Source organism: Neptunomonas phycophila (genome assembly GCF_001922575.1).
Classification (GTDB): domain Bacteria; phylum Pseudomonadota; class Gammaproteobacteria; order Pseudomonadales; family Balneatricaceae; genus Neptunomonas; species Neptunomonas phycophila.
The window spans coordinates 1,806,960-1,823,089 of the sequence record NZ_MRCI01000001.1 but is presented as its reverse complement, the minus strand read 5'-3'; the positions used below and the strand labels follow the sequence as shown (position 1 = coordinate 1,823,089).

The 16,130-nt window shown below is 45.4% G+C and carries 23 protein-coding genes; 15 read left to right on the top strand and 8 right to left on the bottom strand.

Translation table 11 applies throughout. From position 1 onward, the window contains the following. Positions 1–6 precede the first annotated feature (6 nt). From rpmF to BS617_RS08275, 13 genes are all read left to right on the top strand, one after another. Positions 7–186: a 50S ribosomal protein L32 gene (rpmF, locus tag BS617_RS08335; RefSeq protein WP_075172371.1), complete on the top strand. Its 180-nt coding sequence runs from the start codon at positions 7–9 to the stop codon at positions 184–186. 5 nt (positions 187–191) lie between these two features. Continuing rightward, positions 192–1,214: a phosphate acyltransferase PlsX gene (gene plsX / locus BS617_RS08330; protein WP_075173499.1), complete on the top strand. Its 1,023-nt coding sequence runs from the start codon at positions 192–194 to the stop codon at positions 1,212–1,214. A 112-nt stretch (positions 1,215–1,326) separates the two neighbouring features. Then, the gene (gene fabD / locus BS617_RS08325) at positions 1,327–2,259 is read left to right on the top strand and encodes an ACP S-malonyltransferase (RefSeq protein WP_075172370.1); all 933 of its coding nucleotides are present in this window, start codon (positions 1,327–1,329) and stop codon (positions 2,257–2,259) included. A gap of 17 nt (positions 2,260–2,276) precedes the next feature. Next, positions 2,277–3,020: a 3-oxoacyl-ACP reductase FabG gene (gene fabG / locus BS617_RS08320; protein WP_075172369.1), complete on the top strand. Its 744-nt coding sequence runs from the start codon at positions 2,277–2,279 to the stop codon at positions 3,018–3,020. Positions 3,021–3,187: 167 nt separating this feature from the next. Continuing rightward, positions 3,188–3,421, top strand: a complete 234-nt coding sequence (acpP, locus tag BS617_RS08315) for an acyl carrier protein (protein WP_075172368.1) — start codon at positions 3,188–3,190, stop codon at positions 3,419–3,421. 93 nt (positions 3,422–3,514) lie between these two features. Beyond that, on the top strand, positions 3,515–4,756 hold the full coding sequence (fabF, locus tag BS617_RS08310; protein WP_075172367.1) for a beta-ketoacyl-ACP synthase II: 1,242 nt from the start codon (positions 3,515–3,517) through the stop codon (positions 4,754–4,756). A gap of 56 nt (positions 4,757–4,812) precedes the next feature. Next, complete coding sequence (gene pabC, locus BS617_RS08305) at positions 4,813–5,655, top strand: aminodeoxychorismate lyase (protein ID WP_075172366.1); 843 nt, start codon at positions 4,813–4,815, stop codon at positions 5,653–5,655. Further along, the gene (mltG, locus tag BS617_RS08300) at positions 5,649–6,686 is read left to right on the top strand and encodes an endolytic transglycosylase MltG (protein ID WP_075172365.1); all 1,038 of its coding nucleotides are present in this window, start codon (positions 5,649–5,651) and stop codon (positions 6,684–6,686) included. Before pabC ends, mltG begins: the two co-directional genes overlap by 7 nt. After that, the gene (tmk, locus tag BS617_RS08295) at positions 6,686–7,318 is read left to right on the top strand and encodes a dTMP kinase (RefSeq protein WP_075172364.1); all 633 of its coding nucleotides are present in this window, start codon (positions 6,686–6,688) and stop codon (positions 7,316–7,318) included. Before mltG ends, tmk begins: the two co-directional genes overlap by 1 nt. Continuing rightward, entirely contained in the window at positions 7,315–8,337 is a 1,023-nt protein-coding gene (locus BS617_RS08290; RefSeq protein ID WP_083609973.1) for a DNA polymerase III subunit delta', read from the top strand. Before tmk ends, BS617_RS08290 begins: the two co-directional genes overlap by 4 nt. A gap of 21 nt (positions 8,338–8,358) precedes the next feature. Beyond that, positions 8,359–8,709, top strand: coding sequence for a PilZ domain-containing protein (locus BS617_RS08285; RefSeq protein WP_075172363.1), 351 nt, complete (start codon positions 8,359–8,361; stop codon positions 8,707–8,709). A 42-nt stretch (positions 8,710–8,751) separates the two neighbouring features. After that, positions 8,752–9,540 carry a TatD family hydrolase gene (locus BS617_RS08280; protein WP_075172362.1) on the top strand — a complete coding sequence of 263 codons (789 nt, stop codon included), beginning with the start codon at positions 8,752–8,754 and terminating at the stop codon, positions 9,538–9,540. A gap of 23 nt (positions 9,541–9,563) precedes the next feature. Then, positions 9,564–9,971, top strand: coding sequence for a secondary thiamine-phosphate synthase enzyme YjbQ (locus BS617_RS08275; RefSeq protein ID WP_075172361.1), 408 nt, complete (start codon positions 9,564–9,566; stop codon positions 9,969–9,971). A 38-nt stretch (positions 9,972–10,009) separates the two neighbouring features. On the opposite strand, the gene BS617_RS08270 is transcribed toward BS617_RS08275, so the two are convergent. The 7 genes from BS617_RS08270 to BS617_RS08240 form a co-directional block, all read right to left on the bottom strand. Next, the gene (locus tag BS617_RS08270; protein WP_139303144.1) at positions 10,010–10,570 is read right to left on the bottom strand and encodes a chemotaxis protein CheW; all 561 of its coding nucleotides are present in this window, start codon (positions 10,568–10,570) and stop codon (positions 10,010–10,012) included. An 18-nt stretch (positions 10,571–10,588) separates the two neighbouring features. Further along, positions 10,589–11,374 carry a hydroxypyruvate isomerase family protein gene (locus tag BS617_RS08265; protein ID WP_075172360.1) on the bottom strand — a complete coding sequence of 262 codons (786 nt, stop codon included), beginning with the start codon at positions 11,372–11,374 and terminating at the stop codon, positions 10,589–10,591. A 72-nt stretch (positions 11,375–11,446) separates the two neighbouring features. Beyond that, complete coding sequence (locus BS617_RS08260) at positions 11,447–11,782, bottom strand: TusE/DsrC/DsvC family sulfur relay protein (RefSeq protein ID WP_075172359.1); 336 nt, start codon at positions 11,780–11,782, stop codon at positions 11,447–11,449. Then, on the bottom strand, positions 11,782–12,081 hold the full coding sequence (gene tusB, locus BS617_RS08255; RefSeq protein WP_075172358.1) for a sulfurtransferase complex subunit TusB: 300 nt from the start codon (positions 12,079–12,081) through the stop codon (positions 11,782–11,784). Before tusB ends, BS617_RS08260 begins: the two co-directional genes overlap by 1 nt. Before the next feature lie 44 nt (positions 12,082–12,125). After that, positions 12,126–12,506, bottom strand: coding sequence for a DsrE family protein (locus tag BS617_RS08250; RefSeq protein WP_075172357.1), 381 nt, complete (start codon positions 12,504–12,506; stop codon positions 12,126–12,128). A gap of 9 nt (positions 12,507–12,515) precedes the next feature. Beyond that, positions 12,516–12,908: a sulfurtransferase complex subunit TusD gene (gene tusD / locus BS617_RS08245; protein WP_075172356.1), complete on the bottom strand. Its 393-nt coding sequence runs from the start codon at positions 12,906–12,908 to the stop codon at positions 12,516–12,518. 93 nt (positions 12,909–13,001) lie between these two features. Next, positions 13,002–13,685, bottom strand: a complete 684-nt coding sequence (locus BS617_RS08240; protein WP_075172355.1) for a Bax inhibitor-1/YccA family protein — start codon at positions 13,683–13,685, stop codon at positions 13,002–13,004. Positions 13,686–13,827: 142 nt separating this feature from the next. Between BS617_RS08240 and BS617_RS08235 the strand changes: the two genes are divergently transcribed. Further along, positions 13,828–14,667: a pseudouridine synthase gene (locus BS617_RS08235; protein WP_075172354.1), complete on the top strand. Its 840-nt coding sequence runs from the start codon at positions 13,828–13,830 to the stop codon at positions 14,665–14,667. Positions 14,668–14,713: 46 nt separating this feature from the next. Here the strand turns inward: BS617_RS08235 and BS617_RS08230 are convergent, their stop codons facing one another. Next, positions 14,714–15,193, bottom strand: a complete 480-nt coding sequence (locus BS617_RS08230) for an S-ribosylhomocysteine lyase (protein WP_075172353.1) — start codon at positions 15,191–15,193, stop codon at positions 14,714–14,716. 103 nt (positions 15,194–15,296) lie between these two features. Here BS617_RS08230 and mtnN point away from each other — a divergent pair, with 103 nt between their 5' ends. Continuing rightward, on the top strand, positions 15,297–16,052 hold the full coding sequence (gene mtnN / locus BS617_RS08225) for a 5'-methylthioadenosine/S-adenosylhomocysteine nucleosidase (protein ID WP_212667416.1): 756 nt from the start codon (positions 15,297–15,299) through the stop codon (positions 16,050–16,052). The last annotated feature ends 78 nt before the right edge of the window (positions 16,053–16,130 follow it).

The following is a 16,130-nucleotide window of genomic DNA, read 5'->3' as shown; positions in this document are numbered from 1 at the left end:
TCTACCATGGCTGTACAGAAAAACAAAAAGTCACGCTCACGTCGTGACATGCGTCGCTCACACGATGCGTTGACTGGTCCTACTCTGTCTGTAGACGCGACTACTGGTGAAACTCACCGTCGTCACCACGTTACAGCAGATGGCTTTTACCGCGGTCGTCAGGTTGTAAACCAAGACAGCGAATAAGCTTGATCAATCGCGTCATTCTCTCTGTTGATGCGATGGGTGGGGACCACGGTCCCCGCGTTACCCTTCCCGCGTCGCTTTCTGCTTTATCCCGTTATCCTGATCTCTCGATCCGCCTTCATGCTGAACTAGATGTATTGCAGCCGATTCTCGATAAGCTTAGCTTGTCAGATGAGTTGTTGTCGCGTCTAGAAATTGTTGCGTCTGGAGCATCGGTGGCTATGGATGAGAAGCCGTCGTCTGCTGTTCGGCATCGCCAAGACTCGTCAATGAGTCAGGCGATTAAGTGCGTAGCGCAGGGGCGAGCACATGCTTGCGTAAGTGCTGGAAATACTGGCGCGCTTATGGCGTTCGGTCGTCAGCAGTTGAAAATGCTACCGGGTATCGATCGTCCCGCTATTATTACGTCAGTGCCAACCTCTGGTGGGCATTGTTATATGCTGGATTTAGGGGCGAATGTTGATTCGAGCGCAGAGCATCTGCTTCAGTTCGCCATTATGGGGTCGGTGCTAGCTGAGGCTGTGGATGATATAAAATCGCCTGCGGTTGCTCTGTTAAATAACGGAGAAGAGGTGATTAAAGGTAATGAACAGGTGCGCTTAGCGAATGAGCTTATTGCTGCGAACAAGTCTATTAACTATATAGGCTACGTCGAAGGAGGCGGGGTATTTAGTGGTCGTGCTGATGTGGTTGTGTGTGACGGTTTTGTTGGAAACGTGGCACTAAAAAGTAATGAAGGCCTTGCCAAGCTCATTGGTCGTAAAGTGCGCCGCAGTTTTATGAAGAATATGTATCGTCGCCTAGTTGCTACGCTGGCTGCACCTATTCTGCGTGAAATTGAAGAAGAAATGGACCCCTCAAGGCGCAATGGTGCTACATTGATTGGCTTGCAGGGTATTGTTCTTAAAAGTCATGGTAGTGCTAATGCTAAGTGTTTTGGCTATGCGCTGGATCAGGCTGTCATAGAAGTTAGAAAAAATGTACCCGAACTTATAGCTGAACGTCTCAAGAGCTATCGTAAGTATTGAGGCGAAGGGAACTGAGCGTTCTAATTCTCGTGCATTCATGTAAAATACACATCCTTTGTTATGGCCGCGTTTATTTGCTGGCTTATCGTATTTAGTTTGAGTCGAGGGCGCTATGTCGCAGTCTTTTGCATTCGTATTTCCAGGTCAGGGATCCCAGCATTTAGGTATGTTAAGTGAGCTGGCGGCTGACAATCCAATCATCCAAGATACCTTTACGGAGGCGTCGGGCGTATTAGGTTATGATCTGTGGGATTTGGTACAAAACGGACCTGAAGAAACGTTAAATCAAACAGATAAAACGCAACCCGCTCTATTAACTGCAGGTGTTGCGTTGTGGCGTCTATGGTTGGAAAAAGGCGGAGCTAAGCCAGATGTTGTTGCTGGGCATAGCTTGGGTGAATACACCGCGCTCGTGTGCGCTGGCGCTATGAGTTTTGTCGATGGCGTTAACTTGGTGCGTTTACGTGGCGAGTATATGCAAGAAGCTGTTCCTGCCGGTGCAGGTGCAATGGCTGCGGTTTTGGGTTTATCTGATGAGCTAATAGCATCCAGTTGCGATCAGGCAGGCCAGGGGCAGGTTGTTTCTCCTGTTAACTTTAATTGTCCGGGGCAAGTGGTTATTGCAGGTGAAAAAGCGGCAGTCGAGCGTGCGCAAGTAGCTTGCAAAGAGGCGGGTGCTAAGCGCGTTGTGCCTCTGCCTGTTAGCGTGCCTTCCCACTGTGCATTAATGAAACCTGCTGCTGAAAAGCTTGCTGCAGCATTAGCAAATGTACCTGTGATAATGCCTGACATACCTGTTATTCAAAACGTATCAGCGGGTGTTGCAAGTGACGTGGATCAATTAAAAACTAATTTGGTTGAGCAGTTGTTTAGCCCTGTTTTATGGACTAATTCAGTCCAGACTATGGTGGAGCAGGGTATAGAGCGGACAGTAGAGTGTGGACCAGGTAAAGTGCTCTCGGGCTTGAATAAAAAAATTCATAAGCCGCTTACGCTTGCTGCGATAAATGATATTGCCGGAATGGAAGGCGCTTTAGCGCAATAATAAAAAGGGTTTGTGTTATGAGTATTGAGGGTAAAGTTGCATTAGTTACGGGTGCAACGCGCGGTATCGGTAAAGCCATTGCGCTGGAGCTGGGTAAGCAAGGGGCAGTGGTTGTTGGTACGGCTACGAGTGATGGTGGTGCAGAATCAATTTCTGCGTATCTGTCTGAAGCGGGTGTCACAGGTAAAGGCGTTAAGCTAAATGTCGCTGATAGTGACTCAATAGAAAGCGTTATCAAAGCCGTTCAAGATGAGTTTGGGGCGATTGTTATTCTAGTGAATAATGCTGGCATTACGCGTGATAATATTATGCTACGCATGAAAGACGATGAGTGGGATGATGTTATAAATACCAACTTATCTTCTGTGTATCGTTTAGTGAAAACTTGCTTGCGCGGTATGACAAAAGCCCGCTGGGGACGTATCATAAGCATTAGTTCAGTTGTTGCATCGATGGGTAACGCAGGTCAAGCTAACTATGCGGCGGCTAAATCAGGTATGGAAGGCTTTACGCGAGCACTGGCCCGTGAAATTGGCTCGCGTAACATTACTGTTAACTGCGTAGCGCCAGGCTTTATTGATACCGATATGACTAGTGGTTTGGCTGAGGAGCATAAAAATGCGCTTCAATCTCAGATTCCTATGAATCGTTTGGGGCGACCTGAAGAGATTGCAGCCGTAGTCGGTTTCTTAGCTAGCGAAGGTGCGGGCTACGTAACAGGTGAAAGTATTCAAGTAAATGGTGGTATGTACATGAACTAAGGCGATTCTTGTCGCTTTAAAGATTGTAATTTACGGCGATTTGTTGATAATTGGCCGTCAGCTAATAATGAATTTAAGCTACCTCCTTGCTAAGACGAGGTTGGTTCTAATAAAATCACGAACTCATGCCTTCGGTGTGAAGGGTTGATAAAAAGATAGGAAGAGTTATGAGCAATATTGAAGAGCGCGTAAAGAAAATCATCGCAGAGCAGCTCGGTGTTAAAGAAGAAGAAGTCACCAATTCAGCATCTTTCGTTGAAGATCTTGGCGCTGATTCTTTAGATACAGTTGAGCTTGTTATGGCGCTGGAAGAAGAGTTTGAAACTGAGATCCCAGACGAAGAAGCTGAAAAGATCACTACCGTTCAGCTGGCAATCGATTACGTTACCGCTCATCAGTAATCGACTCGTCTTCGAGTTATAGTTTGATCGAAAAGCCGCATCTATTTTTTAGACTGCGGCTTTTCTATTTTAGGTTTTAGACGGAGTGGCCTTATGTCTCGCAGAAGAGTGGTAGTTACTGGCCTTGGTATGCTGACACCGGTTGGTAACACTGTAGAGAGCACCTGGGAAGGTATTCTGGCCGGTAAAAGTGGCGCCAGCGCTATAGAGCAATTTGATGCTTCCAAGTTTGCCACGCATTTCTCTGCATCAGTAAAGAACTTTGACGTTTCTGAGTATATGAATCCTAAAGATGCTCGGAAAATGGATTTGTTCATCCAGTATGGTATGGCTGCCGCGCATCAGGCTATTAAAGATGCAGGGCTGGAAACAAGTGATACTGATCCAGAACGTATCGGGTGTGCTGTTGGTTCGGGTATTGGGGGGCTGTCCCTCATTGAGAGTACTTACGCAACCCTAAGAGATAGCGGACCTCGTCGTGTATCTCCATTTTTTGTGCCGGGTAGTATTATTAATATGATTAGCGGTAATGTGGCTATTCGTTACGGCTTTAAAGGCCCGAATATCGCTATTACCACCGCATGTACTACGGGCACACACAATATTGGGTCTGCAATGCGCATGATTCAGTACGGTGATGCTGATGTCATGGTTGCTGGTGGTGCCGAAATGGCAACAACTGAGCTAGGCATCGGTGGTTTTGCTGCTGCAAGAGCGCTCTCAACACGTAATGATGATCCTGCTGCAGCGAGTCGTCCTTGGGACAAAGATCGAGATGGTTTTGTACTAGGTGATGGCGCTGGTATTGTCGTGCTTGAAGAATATGAGCATGCCAAAGCGCGCGGTGCACATATCTATTGTGAAATAGTTGGTTTTGGTATGAGTGACGATGCTCACCATATGACAGCTCCACCTGAGACAGGAGAAGGCGCGGCTCGCTCAATGGCTAATGCTATTAAAGATGCCCGTTTAAATGCTGATCAAGTGCAGTATGTTAATGCGCACGGAACGTCAACGGCAGCTGGAGATTTGGCTGAAACCAATGCGGCCAAAAAGGTGTTTGGTTCGTCGGTTGATAGTTTGCGAATGAGCTCAACAAAATCGATGATAGGTCACCTTTTAGGGGCGGCTGGTGCAGTAGAGGCTATCTTTTCTGTCCTTGCTATTCGGGATCAAGTTGCGCCGCCAACCATTAACTTAGATAACCCTTCTGATGGTTGTGATCTCAATTATGTGGCTCATCAGCCGCAAGAATGTGCGATAGAAGCAGTGGCATCAAACTCCTTTGGTTTTGGTGGAACGAATGGAACACTTGTTTTCCGTAAGCTCTCATAACCAGATAAGGTATTGGATGATCACAGGGGCATAACTCTCTGTTATGCTTCACATCTATGACTAAACTTCCGTTACCCGCCATCCTTATTAATGGGGCCCTCGTAGACCAAATTCCGGTCAATGATCGAGGGCTTCAGTATGGTGATGGTTTGTTTGAAACGATCAAAATACGACAGGGGCGACCGTTACTCTGGGATGCGCATTTAGCGCGTCTTTTATTAGGTTGTGAGCGGCTCGGTATTAGGTCGGATGGCTTGTTGAAAAGGATTGAGCAAGACTGTCAGTCTTTTTTCTCGCCGGCTCTTCAAGAAACTTGTATTTTAAAGTTAATTGTAACTCGTGGGGTGGGAGAGCGAGGATATAAACCGAGCAATCACGTAAATCCTACGGTTATTGTATCAATATCACCCTACACACCTAATGTGCCGTGCCAAGAAACAGGGGTTACAGTGCGCATTTGCGATACCGCGTTGGGTATTAACCCTTTGTTAGCTGGTATAAAGCACCTCAATCGTCTCGAACAAGTGTTGGCTAGACAGGAATGGGATGATCCACATATCTCAGAAGGCCTTATGTTGGACGTCGATGGGAACCTCGTTGAAGGCACAATGAGTAACCTGTTTTGGGCAAAAGACGGTGTATTGTTTACGCCGTTGTTGGATCGGTGCGGCATTCTTGGCACCGTTCGCCAAAAACTGCTAAGTATTGCAGAACAATTAGATATTACTGTGGTTGAAGGGCGATTTTCACCTGATGTGTTGAGTAGCGCAGAAGAAGTGTTTTTGTGCAATTCGGCCATTGATATTTGGCCTGTTGTTAAGCTGGCACACAAAACGTGGTCCATAGGACCTATCACTCGTCAATTTCAGGCTAAATTAGAAGAGGTTTACGTTTGTTAAAGAAGTTGTTTTTATCGTTATTGGTATTGATCTTAATTGGTGCAGGGGTTGCTGCGTTTGCTTGGCAGCAGTTTAATCGATACATGACTTCACCTCTAGCGCTTGAAGAGCCTATTGAGTCTTATATCGTAGAGCGAGGGCGCTCTTTCAACGGGCTATTACAAGATTTGGAGAAACAAGGGGTGATTAGTCAGCCCTTGTTTGTGAAAGTCTATGCGCGCATGAACCAGCTAGGTAACAAAATTAAAGCGGGTGAGTATTATATAGATAAAGACTTAACGCCGATTGCTTTGCTGGATAAGTTTGTTGTGGGTGACAGTGTCCAGCATAGCTTTACCATCGTTGAAGGGCATACGTTTAAACAAGTAAAGCAGGCGCTTGCGAATAATGATGTCTTGGAGCAAACCCTGCAAGGTAAGTCGGATGCAGAAATTTTAAAATTGATCGGTGCTAAAGAGAACCACCCGGAGGGTTTATTTTTAGCAGAAACGTATCAGTTGGTGCGTGGCACGAGTGATTTGGACTTATTAAAGCGCAGTTATAAAGCGCTAGAAGCCGAGTTAGAACAGTCTTGGGCTGGTAAAGCTGAAAACCTACCGTATAAGTCGCCGTATGAGGTGCTAATTATGGCCTCTATCGTCGAAAAAGAAACGGCTGTCCCCGCTGAGCGCCCAAAAATAGCGGGTGTCTTTATCAAGCGGATGCAAATTGGTATGCGCTTGCAGACTGATCCAACGGTTATCTATGGTATGGGTGATGATTACAAGGGTAATATCCGTCGTAAAGACTTACGTAAGCCCACCGCTTACAATACCTATACCATTGACGGTTTACCGCCGACGCCTATAGCAATGGTTGGGCGTGATGCTATACAAGCGTCTTTGCATCCAGAGATCGGGCGTGCTCTTTATTTTGTCGCTCGTGGTGATGGTTCTCATTATTTTTCATCATCCCTAAAAGAGCATAACAGGGCCGTAAGAGATTATCAGTTACGACGCAAAGAAGCGTATCGTTCAACACCGGAGAAATAATGCAACCGACAGGTCGTTTTATAACAGTAGAAGGCACAGAAGGTGTGGGTAAAAGCACTAACATCGCCTTCATCAAAGCGTTGCTGGAGTCGTCAGGGGTTGAGGTGGTGCTAACAAGGGAGCCGGGAGGGACGCCCTTGGCAGAAGAGATTCGTGCGTTGCTATTAAGTCCTCGTCAGGAACTTGTGAATGATGATGCTGAAATGCTTCTGGTATTTGCTGCGCGTGCACAACATATTGATCAGGTCATAAAGCCAGCTCTTTCGCGTGGTGCTTGGGTGCTTAGTGACCGCTTTACGGATGCAACGTTTGCCTATCAAGGTGCGGGGCGAGGTATCAGCTGGGAGCGTATTAAGTTGCTCGAGAGCTTTGTGCAAGCAGGTTTGAGCCCGGATCTTACGGTGTGGTTGGATCTCGATGTTGAGATTGGGATGGAGCGCGCAATGGCGCGTAGTGAGCCTGATCGTTTTGAGCTTGAAAAAAAGACTTTTTTTGAGAAGGTACGCGCTGGCTACCAACGACGTTGTGATGAAGACCCCGATCGTTTCGCGGTCATTGATGCGAGCCATTCATTAGCGGTTGTCCAGCAGGAGATCGCCCGTGCGTTAAAAGAAAGGTTGCATCTGGCATGAGTGAAATGGCTGATCGCTACCATGCATTAAATGCTGAAGTATTTCCTTGGTTTTTACCTCAATGGCAGCGTGTCTTATCGTTATTTGATCAAAATCGGCTGCCCCATGCATTGCTGCTTAATGGCGCCCCCGGTATTGGTAAAGCACGGCTGGCTGAATCAATAGCTGGTTATGTTATGTGTCATCAGCCAGTAGATAGCAAAGCTTGTGGTCATTGCCGTAGTTGTGAGTTGTTGGCAAGTAGTGGGCATCCCGACTTGTATTATTTGCAACCAGATGAGGCCGGGAAGGCAATAAAGGTTGATCAAGTAAGAGAGCTGACAGAGTTTATGCAAAATACCGCGCAGCAGGGCGGTTATCGCGTTGTTGTACTTGAACCAGCAGAAGCAATGAATATTTCGGCGGCCAATGCGCTGTTAAAAACACTTGAGGAACCGGGCAAAGATACCTTATTGATTTTAATAACGCATCAATTAGGGCAGGTGTTGCCTACAATTAAAAGCCGTTGCCAGCGTTTAGATTGCGCAATCCCGTCCTCTGAGCAGTCTGTTCCATGGCTTATGGCGCAGTTGTCGATAGAAGAGGCAGAAGCGTCTCGTTTATTAAGCGTAGTTCATGGGGCTCCGCTAACCGGTTTGGCTTTTAAATCAAGCGGTCAGCAGGCATTAAGAGCCGATCTTTTATCGTCATTACGTGATATGTTACGTGGACGTAAAACCCCAATCGAAGCCGCGGAACAGTTTGTTAAAACAGATGTCGAAATTGTACTAAGCTTAGTGTTAGGCGTGTTGTCAGATGTTGCTCGCATGAAAGCAACTGACGAGCTTGAATGTATAAGAAATGGCGACATGGAAAAAATGATTAAAGGTGTTGCTAAAAACACGACGCCCGATAAAATCTTTATCTTAATGGACGCAATACAAGAAGAGTTGTTAGGATTGAAGCGTAGGCATAATCCCAATAAACAACTGTTACTTGAACGAATATTTTTAGATTGGCTATCATTAATACAGCCATAGAGACGGAGTTCCATATATCTAATGTCAGTAGTACCGCGTATTAGCCATGGTATTTTGTCACTGAACATAGAGACAAAAGAAGATCTGTACAAAGCGTATATGCCCTTTGTGGAGAATGGTGGCTTGTTCATTCCCACCACGCGGACTTACCAGTTGGGTGAGGAAGTCTTTGTGCTGCTTAATCTAATGGATGAGCCTGATAAAATCCCCGTCACCGGAAAGGTCGTATGGGTAACACCCAAAGCGGCTCAAGGCGGTAAGAAGCCAGGTATTGGTATTCAAATGTCGGCAGAGGATACGTCACTGGTTCAAAAAATAGAGACGCATTTAGCCGGCGCGCTTAATTCCGGCCGAAGAACCCATACACTGTAATCTCCGTTTATAAATAATCGCGTCATCGCAAGAGCCCCCGTTATGTTTATCGATTCCCATTGTCATCTTGATAAGATAGATCTTAGCCCTTATTCCGGGCAGTTCTCTGAAGCTGTTTGCGCAGCTCACGCACGCCAAGTTAATGAAATGTTGTGTGTTTCTATTGATAAAGAGCACTTTCCCAGCATGTACCAGCTTATAGCTGATCAGCCAACGATTCATGCTTCGTTTGGGATCCACCCGTGTCATGTTGAAAAAGCCGAAGATGTGCTGTCCGAAGCGGAGTTGACGAAATGGGTAAAAGATCACTCTAAGGTTGTTGCCTTGGGGGAAAGTGGGCTCGACTATTACTACACAAAAGATACCAGCGAACTGCAAAAAGAAAGTTTTGCCAATCATTTGCGGGTTGCAGACCAATTGGCGTTGCCTGTCATTGTTCACACGCGTGATGCAAGGGAGGATACGTTGTCCCTCATTAAAAAACATGGGGGTGAATCAGGTGGGGTGTTGCATTGCTTTACCGAGTCATTGGCTATGGCACAAGCGGCTATTGAAATGAACTACCTGATTTCTTTTTCAGGTATTGTTACCTTCAAAAATGCTCAAGAGTTAAAAGAGGTCGTTAAAGCGATCCCTCTTGAGAAAATATTGATAGAAACAGACTCTCCCTATTTAGCGCCTATCCCTTATCGTGGCAAAAAGAATGAGCCAAAATATGTTGTAGAGGTAGCGCAGTGCGTGGCAGATTTAAAGGGTGTGAGCATTGAGGAAGTGGCAGAGGTTACCTCAGCTAATTTTCATCGGCTATTTAGCCAAGCTCGGTCTTCTTAATTTTTGTAGGCTTTACAATACCCATGGTTATGCAAATAGAGGTAATAACAGGGTCTCAAGGTTTGTTTGAGTGTACATCTCAGGTGCAAGAGCAAGTCTATGTGGCGGGTATTGACTCTGGGATTTGTAACATCCTCGTTCAGCACACAAGCGCGAGTTTAACTATTCAAGAAAATGCAGACCCGAGTGCTCAAAGAGATCTTGAGCGTTGGTTGAACAGGCTTGTCCCTGAGAATGATCCGCTATACATGCATGTGTTTGAAGGGGCGGATGACATGCCAGCCCATATTAAATCTTGTTTAACTGCCACGAGCTTATCGATTCCTATTCTAAATGGGCGGTTGGCATTAGGAACGTGGCAGGGTATTTATGTATGGGAGCACCGCCATAAAAGCCGGTCTCGTCAATTAGTATTGCACATAGGCAAATAACTGGTTTCGTTAATTGCCTATGTATAAACCTCAAAGGATTAGTGAAAATCCTCTTCGTTAATAGGCGTGATGCTAGCCATCATTTTGCTAAGGTCCATTAGGATCGTCAGGCTACCATTGTAGTAAGAGACTCCTTGTACATAGCGGCGGCTCGTTTCATCGCTTGTCACGCTAGGCGCTCGTTCAACTTCGTTTTGCGGGATGTTTATAACTTCATCAACGCTATCGACAACCAGGCCGATCACTTCTTGCTCGTTAAACTCAACCATGATGATGCGGGTGTCGTCATCAAGACCGACCGAAGGCATATTAAAGAAACGGCGTAGATCAATTACCGTTGCTACATTGCCTCGTAGGTTGATAATGCCCATGATGTAATACTCTGAGCCAGGAACCGGCGTAATTGCTGTATAGCGCAGCACCTCTTTTACTTGCATTACATCTATGCCATACAGCTCGTTATTTACTTTAAATGTTGCCCATTGTAGGTAGACAATCTCTTCTTGGTTGGCGCGTTTGGCACGTTCTTTTTTATCTTTGGTAGACTGCTGAATGCTTTCATTCATACTCATACGGTCAGAATCGGCTTGTAAGCTCATGTCGGTGTATCCGCCTTTTTAGTGAAGATGCCATTGTGCTAAATGCGATAGGCCTATCTCAGTTGTTTTTTCTGGGAAGTACTCAAAGCTGACAAACCCCTTGTAGCCCATTTGATCAATAGCGCTAAATACAGTGTCGAAAGGGATCTCTCCCGTGCCCGGTTCATGCCTGCCAGGCACGTCGGCGACTTGTATGTGAGCTATCCATTGCTGGAGCTTTGTAAGGGTGTCTATTGGGTCCTCTCCCATCATCTGCATATGGTAAATATCACTTTGTACGCGAATGCTTGAGTCTGATCCGCATGCTTTAATGATATCGACCGCTTGCTGAGTTGAGTGTAAGAAAAAATCAGGAATATCTATTGTGTTGATCGGCTCAATAACGAGCGTTATTCCATATTCTTTCAAATAAGATTCAGCATAGCGCAGATTTTCTATAAGTGTACTTTCGGCCGTTTTTGCATCGACATTAGCAGGAAGTTTACCGCTGAGGCAGTTTACGAGTTTAATATTTAAATGGTGTGCATATTTGGCGCATAGATGGACGCCTTTTCTGAACTCGGATGTGCGTTTTGGATCGCATGCCATTCCTCTATCGCCACGCGCCCAATTTCCAGCCGGGATATTGATGAGTACGGCTTGTAAGTGGTTGTGTGTGAGCGCGTCTTGTAGCTGACGTATCTCTAAGGAGTATGGAAATTGAATTTCGATGTGGGTAAATCCGCATTGAGCTGCTTTGCTAAAGCGTTCAATAAGAGGGTATTCAGTGAAAAGGGTGCTCAAGTTGGCAGCAAAACGGGGCATAAAAACTCCAATAGAGACATTGTGATAATGGGCTATTTGGTTCTTTAATTTACTGAAAAAAAGCGCCCGTTTTTATAGACAATTAGTCGGTTTCGGTAAGCCGGCTATTTTGGCTGATTGCTTGGCTGGGCTTTCAGGGAATAGCTTCATCAAGTAAATGCTTTTTCCTTTCGTTTCGCCTAAAGCCATTTTAACGGCCTTAACTAGTGGGCGCATGGCGGGTGATAAATCGTAAGTGTTATAGAAGTCGCGTACTACGTGAATGATTTCCCAGTGTGCCTCGGTTAGCTTTATGCCTTCCTTATGAGCAAGGTGCTCTGCCAAGGCTTCATTCCATAGGGATAAATCAAGTAAATACCCTTCGTCATCAAGAGTAACTGAGCTTTCATGTATGTTGACAGTACGCATTAGAACCAGCTTACCACTTTATGGTGTGAGCAGCTTAATTCTACAAATTGTTTATCAGAGATGAGCTGCGATGGAGAGGTAAAAGCGTGTAAGCCGCGCGCTTCAACATCGGCTTTTAAATATAGCACTGACGTTGCTTGATTGTGATTAAGCAGTTGAGTAGAGCTGGCAAGCGCATAGACACCATCCTCAATCAAAAGAAGGGTGTCGTCTGGTTTTATGGCGGCTAAGCAGCTTTGCCATAATGCTGAGTGGCTATTTGGAGCTTTGTTGAGTGTGTGAAGTGTCGTTTGGCTCATTGTGTGGCTCTCGTAAATGGGCGTGACAATATCAATAAACGAATCTAAAAACGCAGAACAATATCATGTGAGCGAATGAGGTCCGCTATTTCTTTATCATCCACATAAATCAAAGAATTTGGGATAACGGATTGGTGCGGCGCTAAATGGCTTTCAGCATGGCTCTCTATGTAAAGAGATTCTATATCGTACATTGGCAATGCGGCTAATTGTTTATTAATAGCTTTTTGTCCAATTGCTAAAGGCGATTGATTGGGCAAAAGGGCCAGCACTGAGTTATCGGTCAGCAGCACGCTGATCACTTGTTCAAAAGCAGCACACGTTAGTGCTATGTCCAATGCTTCTTTGATAGTAGGCGATTGATACGCTGATTTGCTAATGATAATGAGTATCGATTTATCGGCTTTGGTTGGTGTTAATGACATGGTTTTTCCTTATTCACCAAAACTAATAATACGATCAGAAGACATCATTGCATCGGTAAGCTGGCCAAGCCCGGAAAGCTGAAAAGGAGGGGCTACATTGAAGTGTGCTTTCTCGTGTCTTTTTGCTTCCTTTTCATCTAATACGCCTCGCTTTAATGCAGCAGCAATACAAACGACGAGGTCTAATTGATACTGATCAGCAAGGTCTGCCCACGCTTGGTATGTATTCCATTCATCACGTTGAGGAGCGTTTAATTGCGAGCTTGAAAATACGCTGTCGCCGTAAAAAAAAACGCGATGTATTGTATGGCCAGCTTCAAGTGCAGCTTGGGTAAATCGAAACGCGCTTTGTGCGCAGGAACTATTGAAAGGAGAACCATAAACTAACACAGAAAAAAGCATAACAAGGCCGCAGTCAAAGTTAGAGGTTAGGGTGTAAATAAAAACGCCCCGCTATCCTACCAAAGAAAGCGGGGCGTGTGAGCCGTTAGGTTATTAGTCTTCGCTAAACACACCAATCAGGCTCATTAGATGAACAAATAGGTTGTAGATGTTCAGGTATAAGCCAACCGTTGCCATAACGTAGTTGGTATAAGTACCGTTAACGATGTTGCTAGTGTCGTATAGGATGAAACCAGCCATCAATAATACAACCAGTGCCGAGAATGCAATGCTTAGCCCGCCAACATTAACGCCAAAGAGCGGTAGGATGAAAAGTGCTAGCATCGCGACAATTAGTACAATTGAGCCGGCAGCTAGGAATCCACCCATGAAGCTGAAATCTTTTTTAGATGTCAGTACGTAAGCCGAAAGTCCAACAAATGTTAGAGCTGTCATGCCCAGTGCCGTCATAATGATCTGGCCGCCATTTGCCATGCCCAAGTACATGTTGAGTATTGGACCTAAGCCAAACCCCATCAAACCTGTGAACAAAAACGTTAGCGGGAGAGCCGCTGAGCTGTTTTGTTTTTTGTTGATGATAAACAGCAAGATAAAGCTGGTTATCACACTCCCAAGGTAAACGATGAATGGCGGGTTGATAGCCATCGAGATGCCAGCGGTTACGGCACTGAAAGCCAGAGTCATCGCAAGCAGCATGTAAGTGTTGCGAATTACTTTATTGGTTTGCAGTACGGATTGTTCCGTTTGCGAAGTATTAATAGTACGAGTATTACTCATATCGTCCTCTGAAGTGTTTTATTAACTAAGCCTATAATGGCAACATCTTCGTGTATTTCAACTATTAAGACGCTGTTACGGGTAAAAGATTCAACGTAGAATCTCTTGCACCTCATAAATCTTATAAAAAGTTTACGTTTATATGCCCTATTTGGATATTTTATATCAAGACGATGATTTGATTGCTATCAATAAGCCTGCGGGCTTGTTAGTGCATCCAAGCTGGATAGCGCCCAAAAAAACACCGAACCTTGTTTACTCGCTCAGTCGATATTTTAGAGGCGAGCCTGTTTATACGGTGCACCGATTGGATAGGGCAACGTCCGGGGTGATTGTGTTTGCCAAGCGTAAAGCGGTTGCAAAAGCACTCAATCAGCAGTTTATGGATCGAGAGGTAGAGAAAACGTACTTATGTGTGACGCGTGGCTTTACTCCCGAGTCTGGTGTGATTGATTACGCGTTAAAGCCTATTTTTGATAAGAAAGAAAGCCCACTAGCTGATCAAGATAAACCTGCCAAGCCTTCTGTGTCTTACTATCGGCGTCTTGCGACGGTTGAGCTGCCAATAGCCGTTGGGCGTTACCCTTGTGCGCGTTATTCATTGGTACAAGTTAAACCTAAAACGGGGCGCAAACACCAGATACGACGACACATGAAGCACATATTTCATCCCTTGGTCGGGGATACTAATTACGGAGAGGGTCGTCATAATCGGCTATTTAGAGAGCATTTAGATTCTCATCGGTTGTTGTTGATGGCTACAGAGCTAACTTTTACGCACCCAGGTACCGATCAGCGAATTACGATTAAAGCACCTGTTTCTCATAAAGTTGCCAGTTTGTTTGATCGATTAGGGTGGGCGGGTCTGTATCCGTCGCCGATCGATTTGGGAGATGCAGAGAAGGTGGAAGCCTTAGCGGGAGAGGTTGAGCATGAAGGTATGTTGGCTGGAGAAGAGTTAGAAACAATGTCTGAAGAATAACAGCAGCTCAGCTATTACGCTTGCTGCTGTTTTGTGTGGCTGCCAGTTAAGAAAGCCAGTTATCAGGGTCTTTTTCGTCTACGAATACGGTTGGCCATTCATCGCGTTTAGCTAGCATGTCGCGAGCAATGACTTTTGCGCCTTCTAGATCGTGGCTAGCGGCCCAGCCGCACTGAAGTTCATTGCATGCCGGCACTTCAGTTGCAATCAAGACATCGTTGAGTGCTTTCTCGACGATGGTTAAGACTTCTTCATAATCGCTATGGTTTAATAGTGAAAAGTAAAAGCCGGTTTGGCAGCCCATCGGGCCAAAGTCCAGTACGCAGTCGGTATGGTTGCGAGAAAACTCGGCAATCATATGTTCTAGTGAGTGCAATGCTGGCATAGGCATGTGTTCTTTGTTTGGCTGGCAAAAGCGAATGTCGTATTTATGAACGGTATCTTTTTCGCCTTGGGTTACGCCAACAAGACGTACATAGGGCGCTATAACTTTAGTGTGGTTGAAATTAAAACTTTCTACGTTCATTTTAGTTTGTTCCGGTGGTTAAATTGCGTATCCTTTAGTTTTGAAATACTACCACGAGTTCAGCCTTTCACATACAAGGCATCCAGAAGGAAAGTTGAGTTAGATGACTACACTTCGGTCTTTAAAGGACCTTATAAAAGATAACAAGAAAATTACTGTTGGGATTATTGGCGCGATGGATCAGGAGGTTGAAATCCTCCGTAACACGCTGGAAAACCGTAAAGAGCATGCCATCGGTGGGTACGATTTTTATACCGGTCAAATAGGCAATCTAGATGTTGTGTTATTAAAGTCTGGCATTGGTAAGGTGAATGCGGCGGTTAGCACAACATTGCTGCTTCATGCGTTTATGCCTGACTGCATCATCAATACTGGCTCGGCTGGTGGTTTTGATCCAGAGTTAGAAGTAGGCGATATCGTTATTTCTTCTGAAGTTCGCCATCATGATGTTGATGTTACTGTTTTCGGGTATGAGCCTGGGCAAGTACCAGGCTTGCCGGCGGCTTTTGAGCCAGATGTACTCATGGCCGAGCTCGCGGAGCAATGCATCGAGAAGTTAGCAGGAATGAGGACAGTAAGTGGTTTGATTGCGACAGGTGATACTTTTATGAATGATCCTGCCCGTGTACAGCATGCTCGCGCCTTATTTCCCGCTATGAAAGCGGTTGAAATGGAAGCCGCTGCGATTGCGCAAACGTGCCATCAATTTGGTACGCCATTTATTATCATTCGTGCCTTATCTGATATTGCAGGTAAAGAGTCTAATTTGTCGTTCGATCAATTTTTAGAAACCGCTGCAAAGCATTCTGCCACCATGGTCATTGAGATAACTCGCGCCATTGGTCGGTTAGTTGTTTAATGTGCCTGTTTTGGTCAGTAAACTTGCACTAATGGCTCATTAATCCTTTGAATCAAACGCTTTATGATTAAGCGTTTG

Bases quoted from the DNA above. Each gene is read 5' to 3' on its own strand.
- rpmF (WP_075172371.1), top strand. From the start codon at position 7: ATGGCTGTACAGAAAAACAAAAAGTCACGCTCACGTCGTGACATGCGT.
- fabD (WP_075172370.1), top strand. From the start codon at position 1,327: ATGTCGCAGTCTTTTGCATTCGTATTTCCAGGTCAGGGATCCCAGCAT.
- fabG (WP_075172369.1), top strand. From the start codon at position 2,277: ATGAGTATTGAGGGTAAAGTTGCATTAGTTACGGGTGCAACGCGCGGT.
- acpP (WP_075172368.1), top strand. From the start codon at position 3,188: ATGAGCAATATTGAAGAGCGCGTAAAGAAAATCATCGCAGAGCAGCTC.
- fabF (WP_075172367.1), top strand. From the start codon at position 3,515: ATGTCTCGCAGAAGAGTGGTAGTTACTGGCCTTGGTATGCTGACACCG.
- pabC (WP_075172366.1), top strand. From the start codon at position 4,813: ATGACTAAACTTCCGTTACCCGCCATCCTTATTAATGGGGCCCTCGTA.
- tmk (WP_075172364.1), top strand. From the start codon at position 6,686: ATGCAACCGACAGGTCGTTTTATAACAGTAGAAGGCACAGAAGGTGTG.
- BS617_RS08290 (WP_083609973.1), top strand. From the start codon at position 7,315: ATGAGTGAAATGGCTGATCGCTACCATGCATTAAATGCTGAAGTATTT.
- BS617_RS08285 (WP_075172363.1), top strand. From the start codon at position 8,359: ATGTCAGTAGTACCGCGTATTAGCCATGGTATTTTGTCACTGAACATA.
- BS617_RS08280 (WP_075172362.1), top strand. From the start codon at position 8,752: ATGTTTATCGATTCCCATTGTCATCTTGATAAGATAGATCTTAGCCCT.
- BS617_RS08275 (WP_075172361.1), top strand. From the start codon at position 9,564: ATGGTTATGCAAATAGAGGTAATAACAGGGTCTCAAGGTTTGTTTGAG.
- BS617_RS08270 (WP_139303144.1), bottom strand. From the start codon at position 10,570: ATGAGCTTACAAGCCGATTCTGACCGTATGAGTATGAATGAAAGCATT.
- BS617_RS08265 (WP_075172360.1), bottom strand. From the start codon at position 11,374: ATGCCCCGTTTTGCTGCCAACTTGAGCACCCTTTTCACTGAATACCCT.
- BS617_RS08260 (WP_075172359.1), bottom strand. From the start codon at position 11,782: ATGCGTACTGTCAACATACATGAAAGCTCAGTTACTCTTGATGACGAA.
- tusB (WP_075172358.1), bottom strand. From the start codon at position 12,081: ATGAGCCAAACGACACTTCACACACTCAACAAAGCTCCAAATAGCCAC.
- BS617_RS08250 (WP_075172357.1), bottom strand. From the start codon at position 12,506: ATGTCATTAACACCAACCAAAGCCGATAAATCGATACTCATTATCATT.
- tusD (WP_075172356.1), bottom strand. From the start codon at position 12,908: ATGCTTTTTTCTGTGTTAGTTTATGGTTCTCCTTTCAATAGTTCCTGC.
- BS617_RS08240 (WP_075172355.1), bottom strand. From the start codon at position 13,685: ATGAGTAATACTCGTACTATTAATACTTCGCAAACGGAACAATCCGTA.
- BS617_RS08235 (WP_075172354.1), top strand. From the start codon at position 13,828: ATGCCCTATTTGGATATTTTATATCAAGACGATGATTTGATTGCTATC.
- BS617_RS08230 (WP_075172353.1), bottom strand. From the start codon at position 15,193: ATGAACGTAGAAAGTTTTAATTTCAACCACACTAAAGTTATAGCGCCC.
- mtnN (WP_212667416.1), top strand. From the start codon at position 15,297: ATGACTACACTTCGGTCTTTAAAGGACCTTATAAAAGATAACAAGAAA.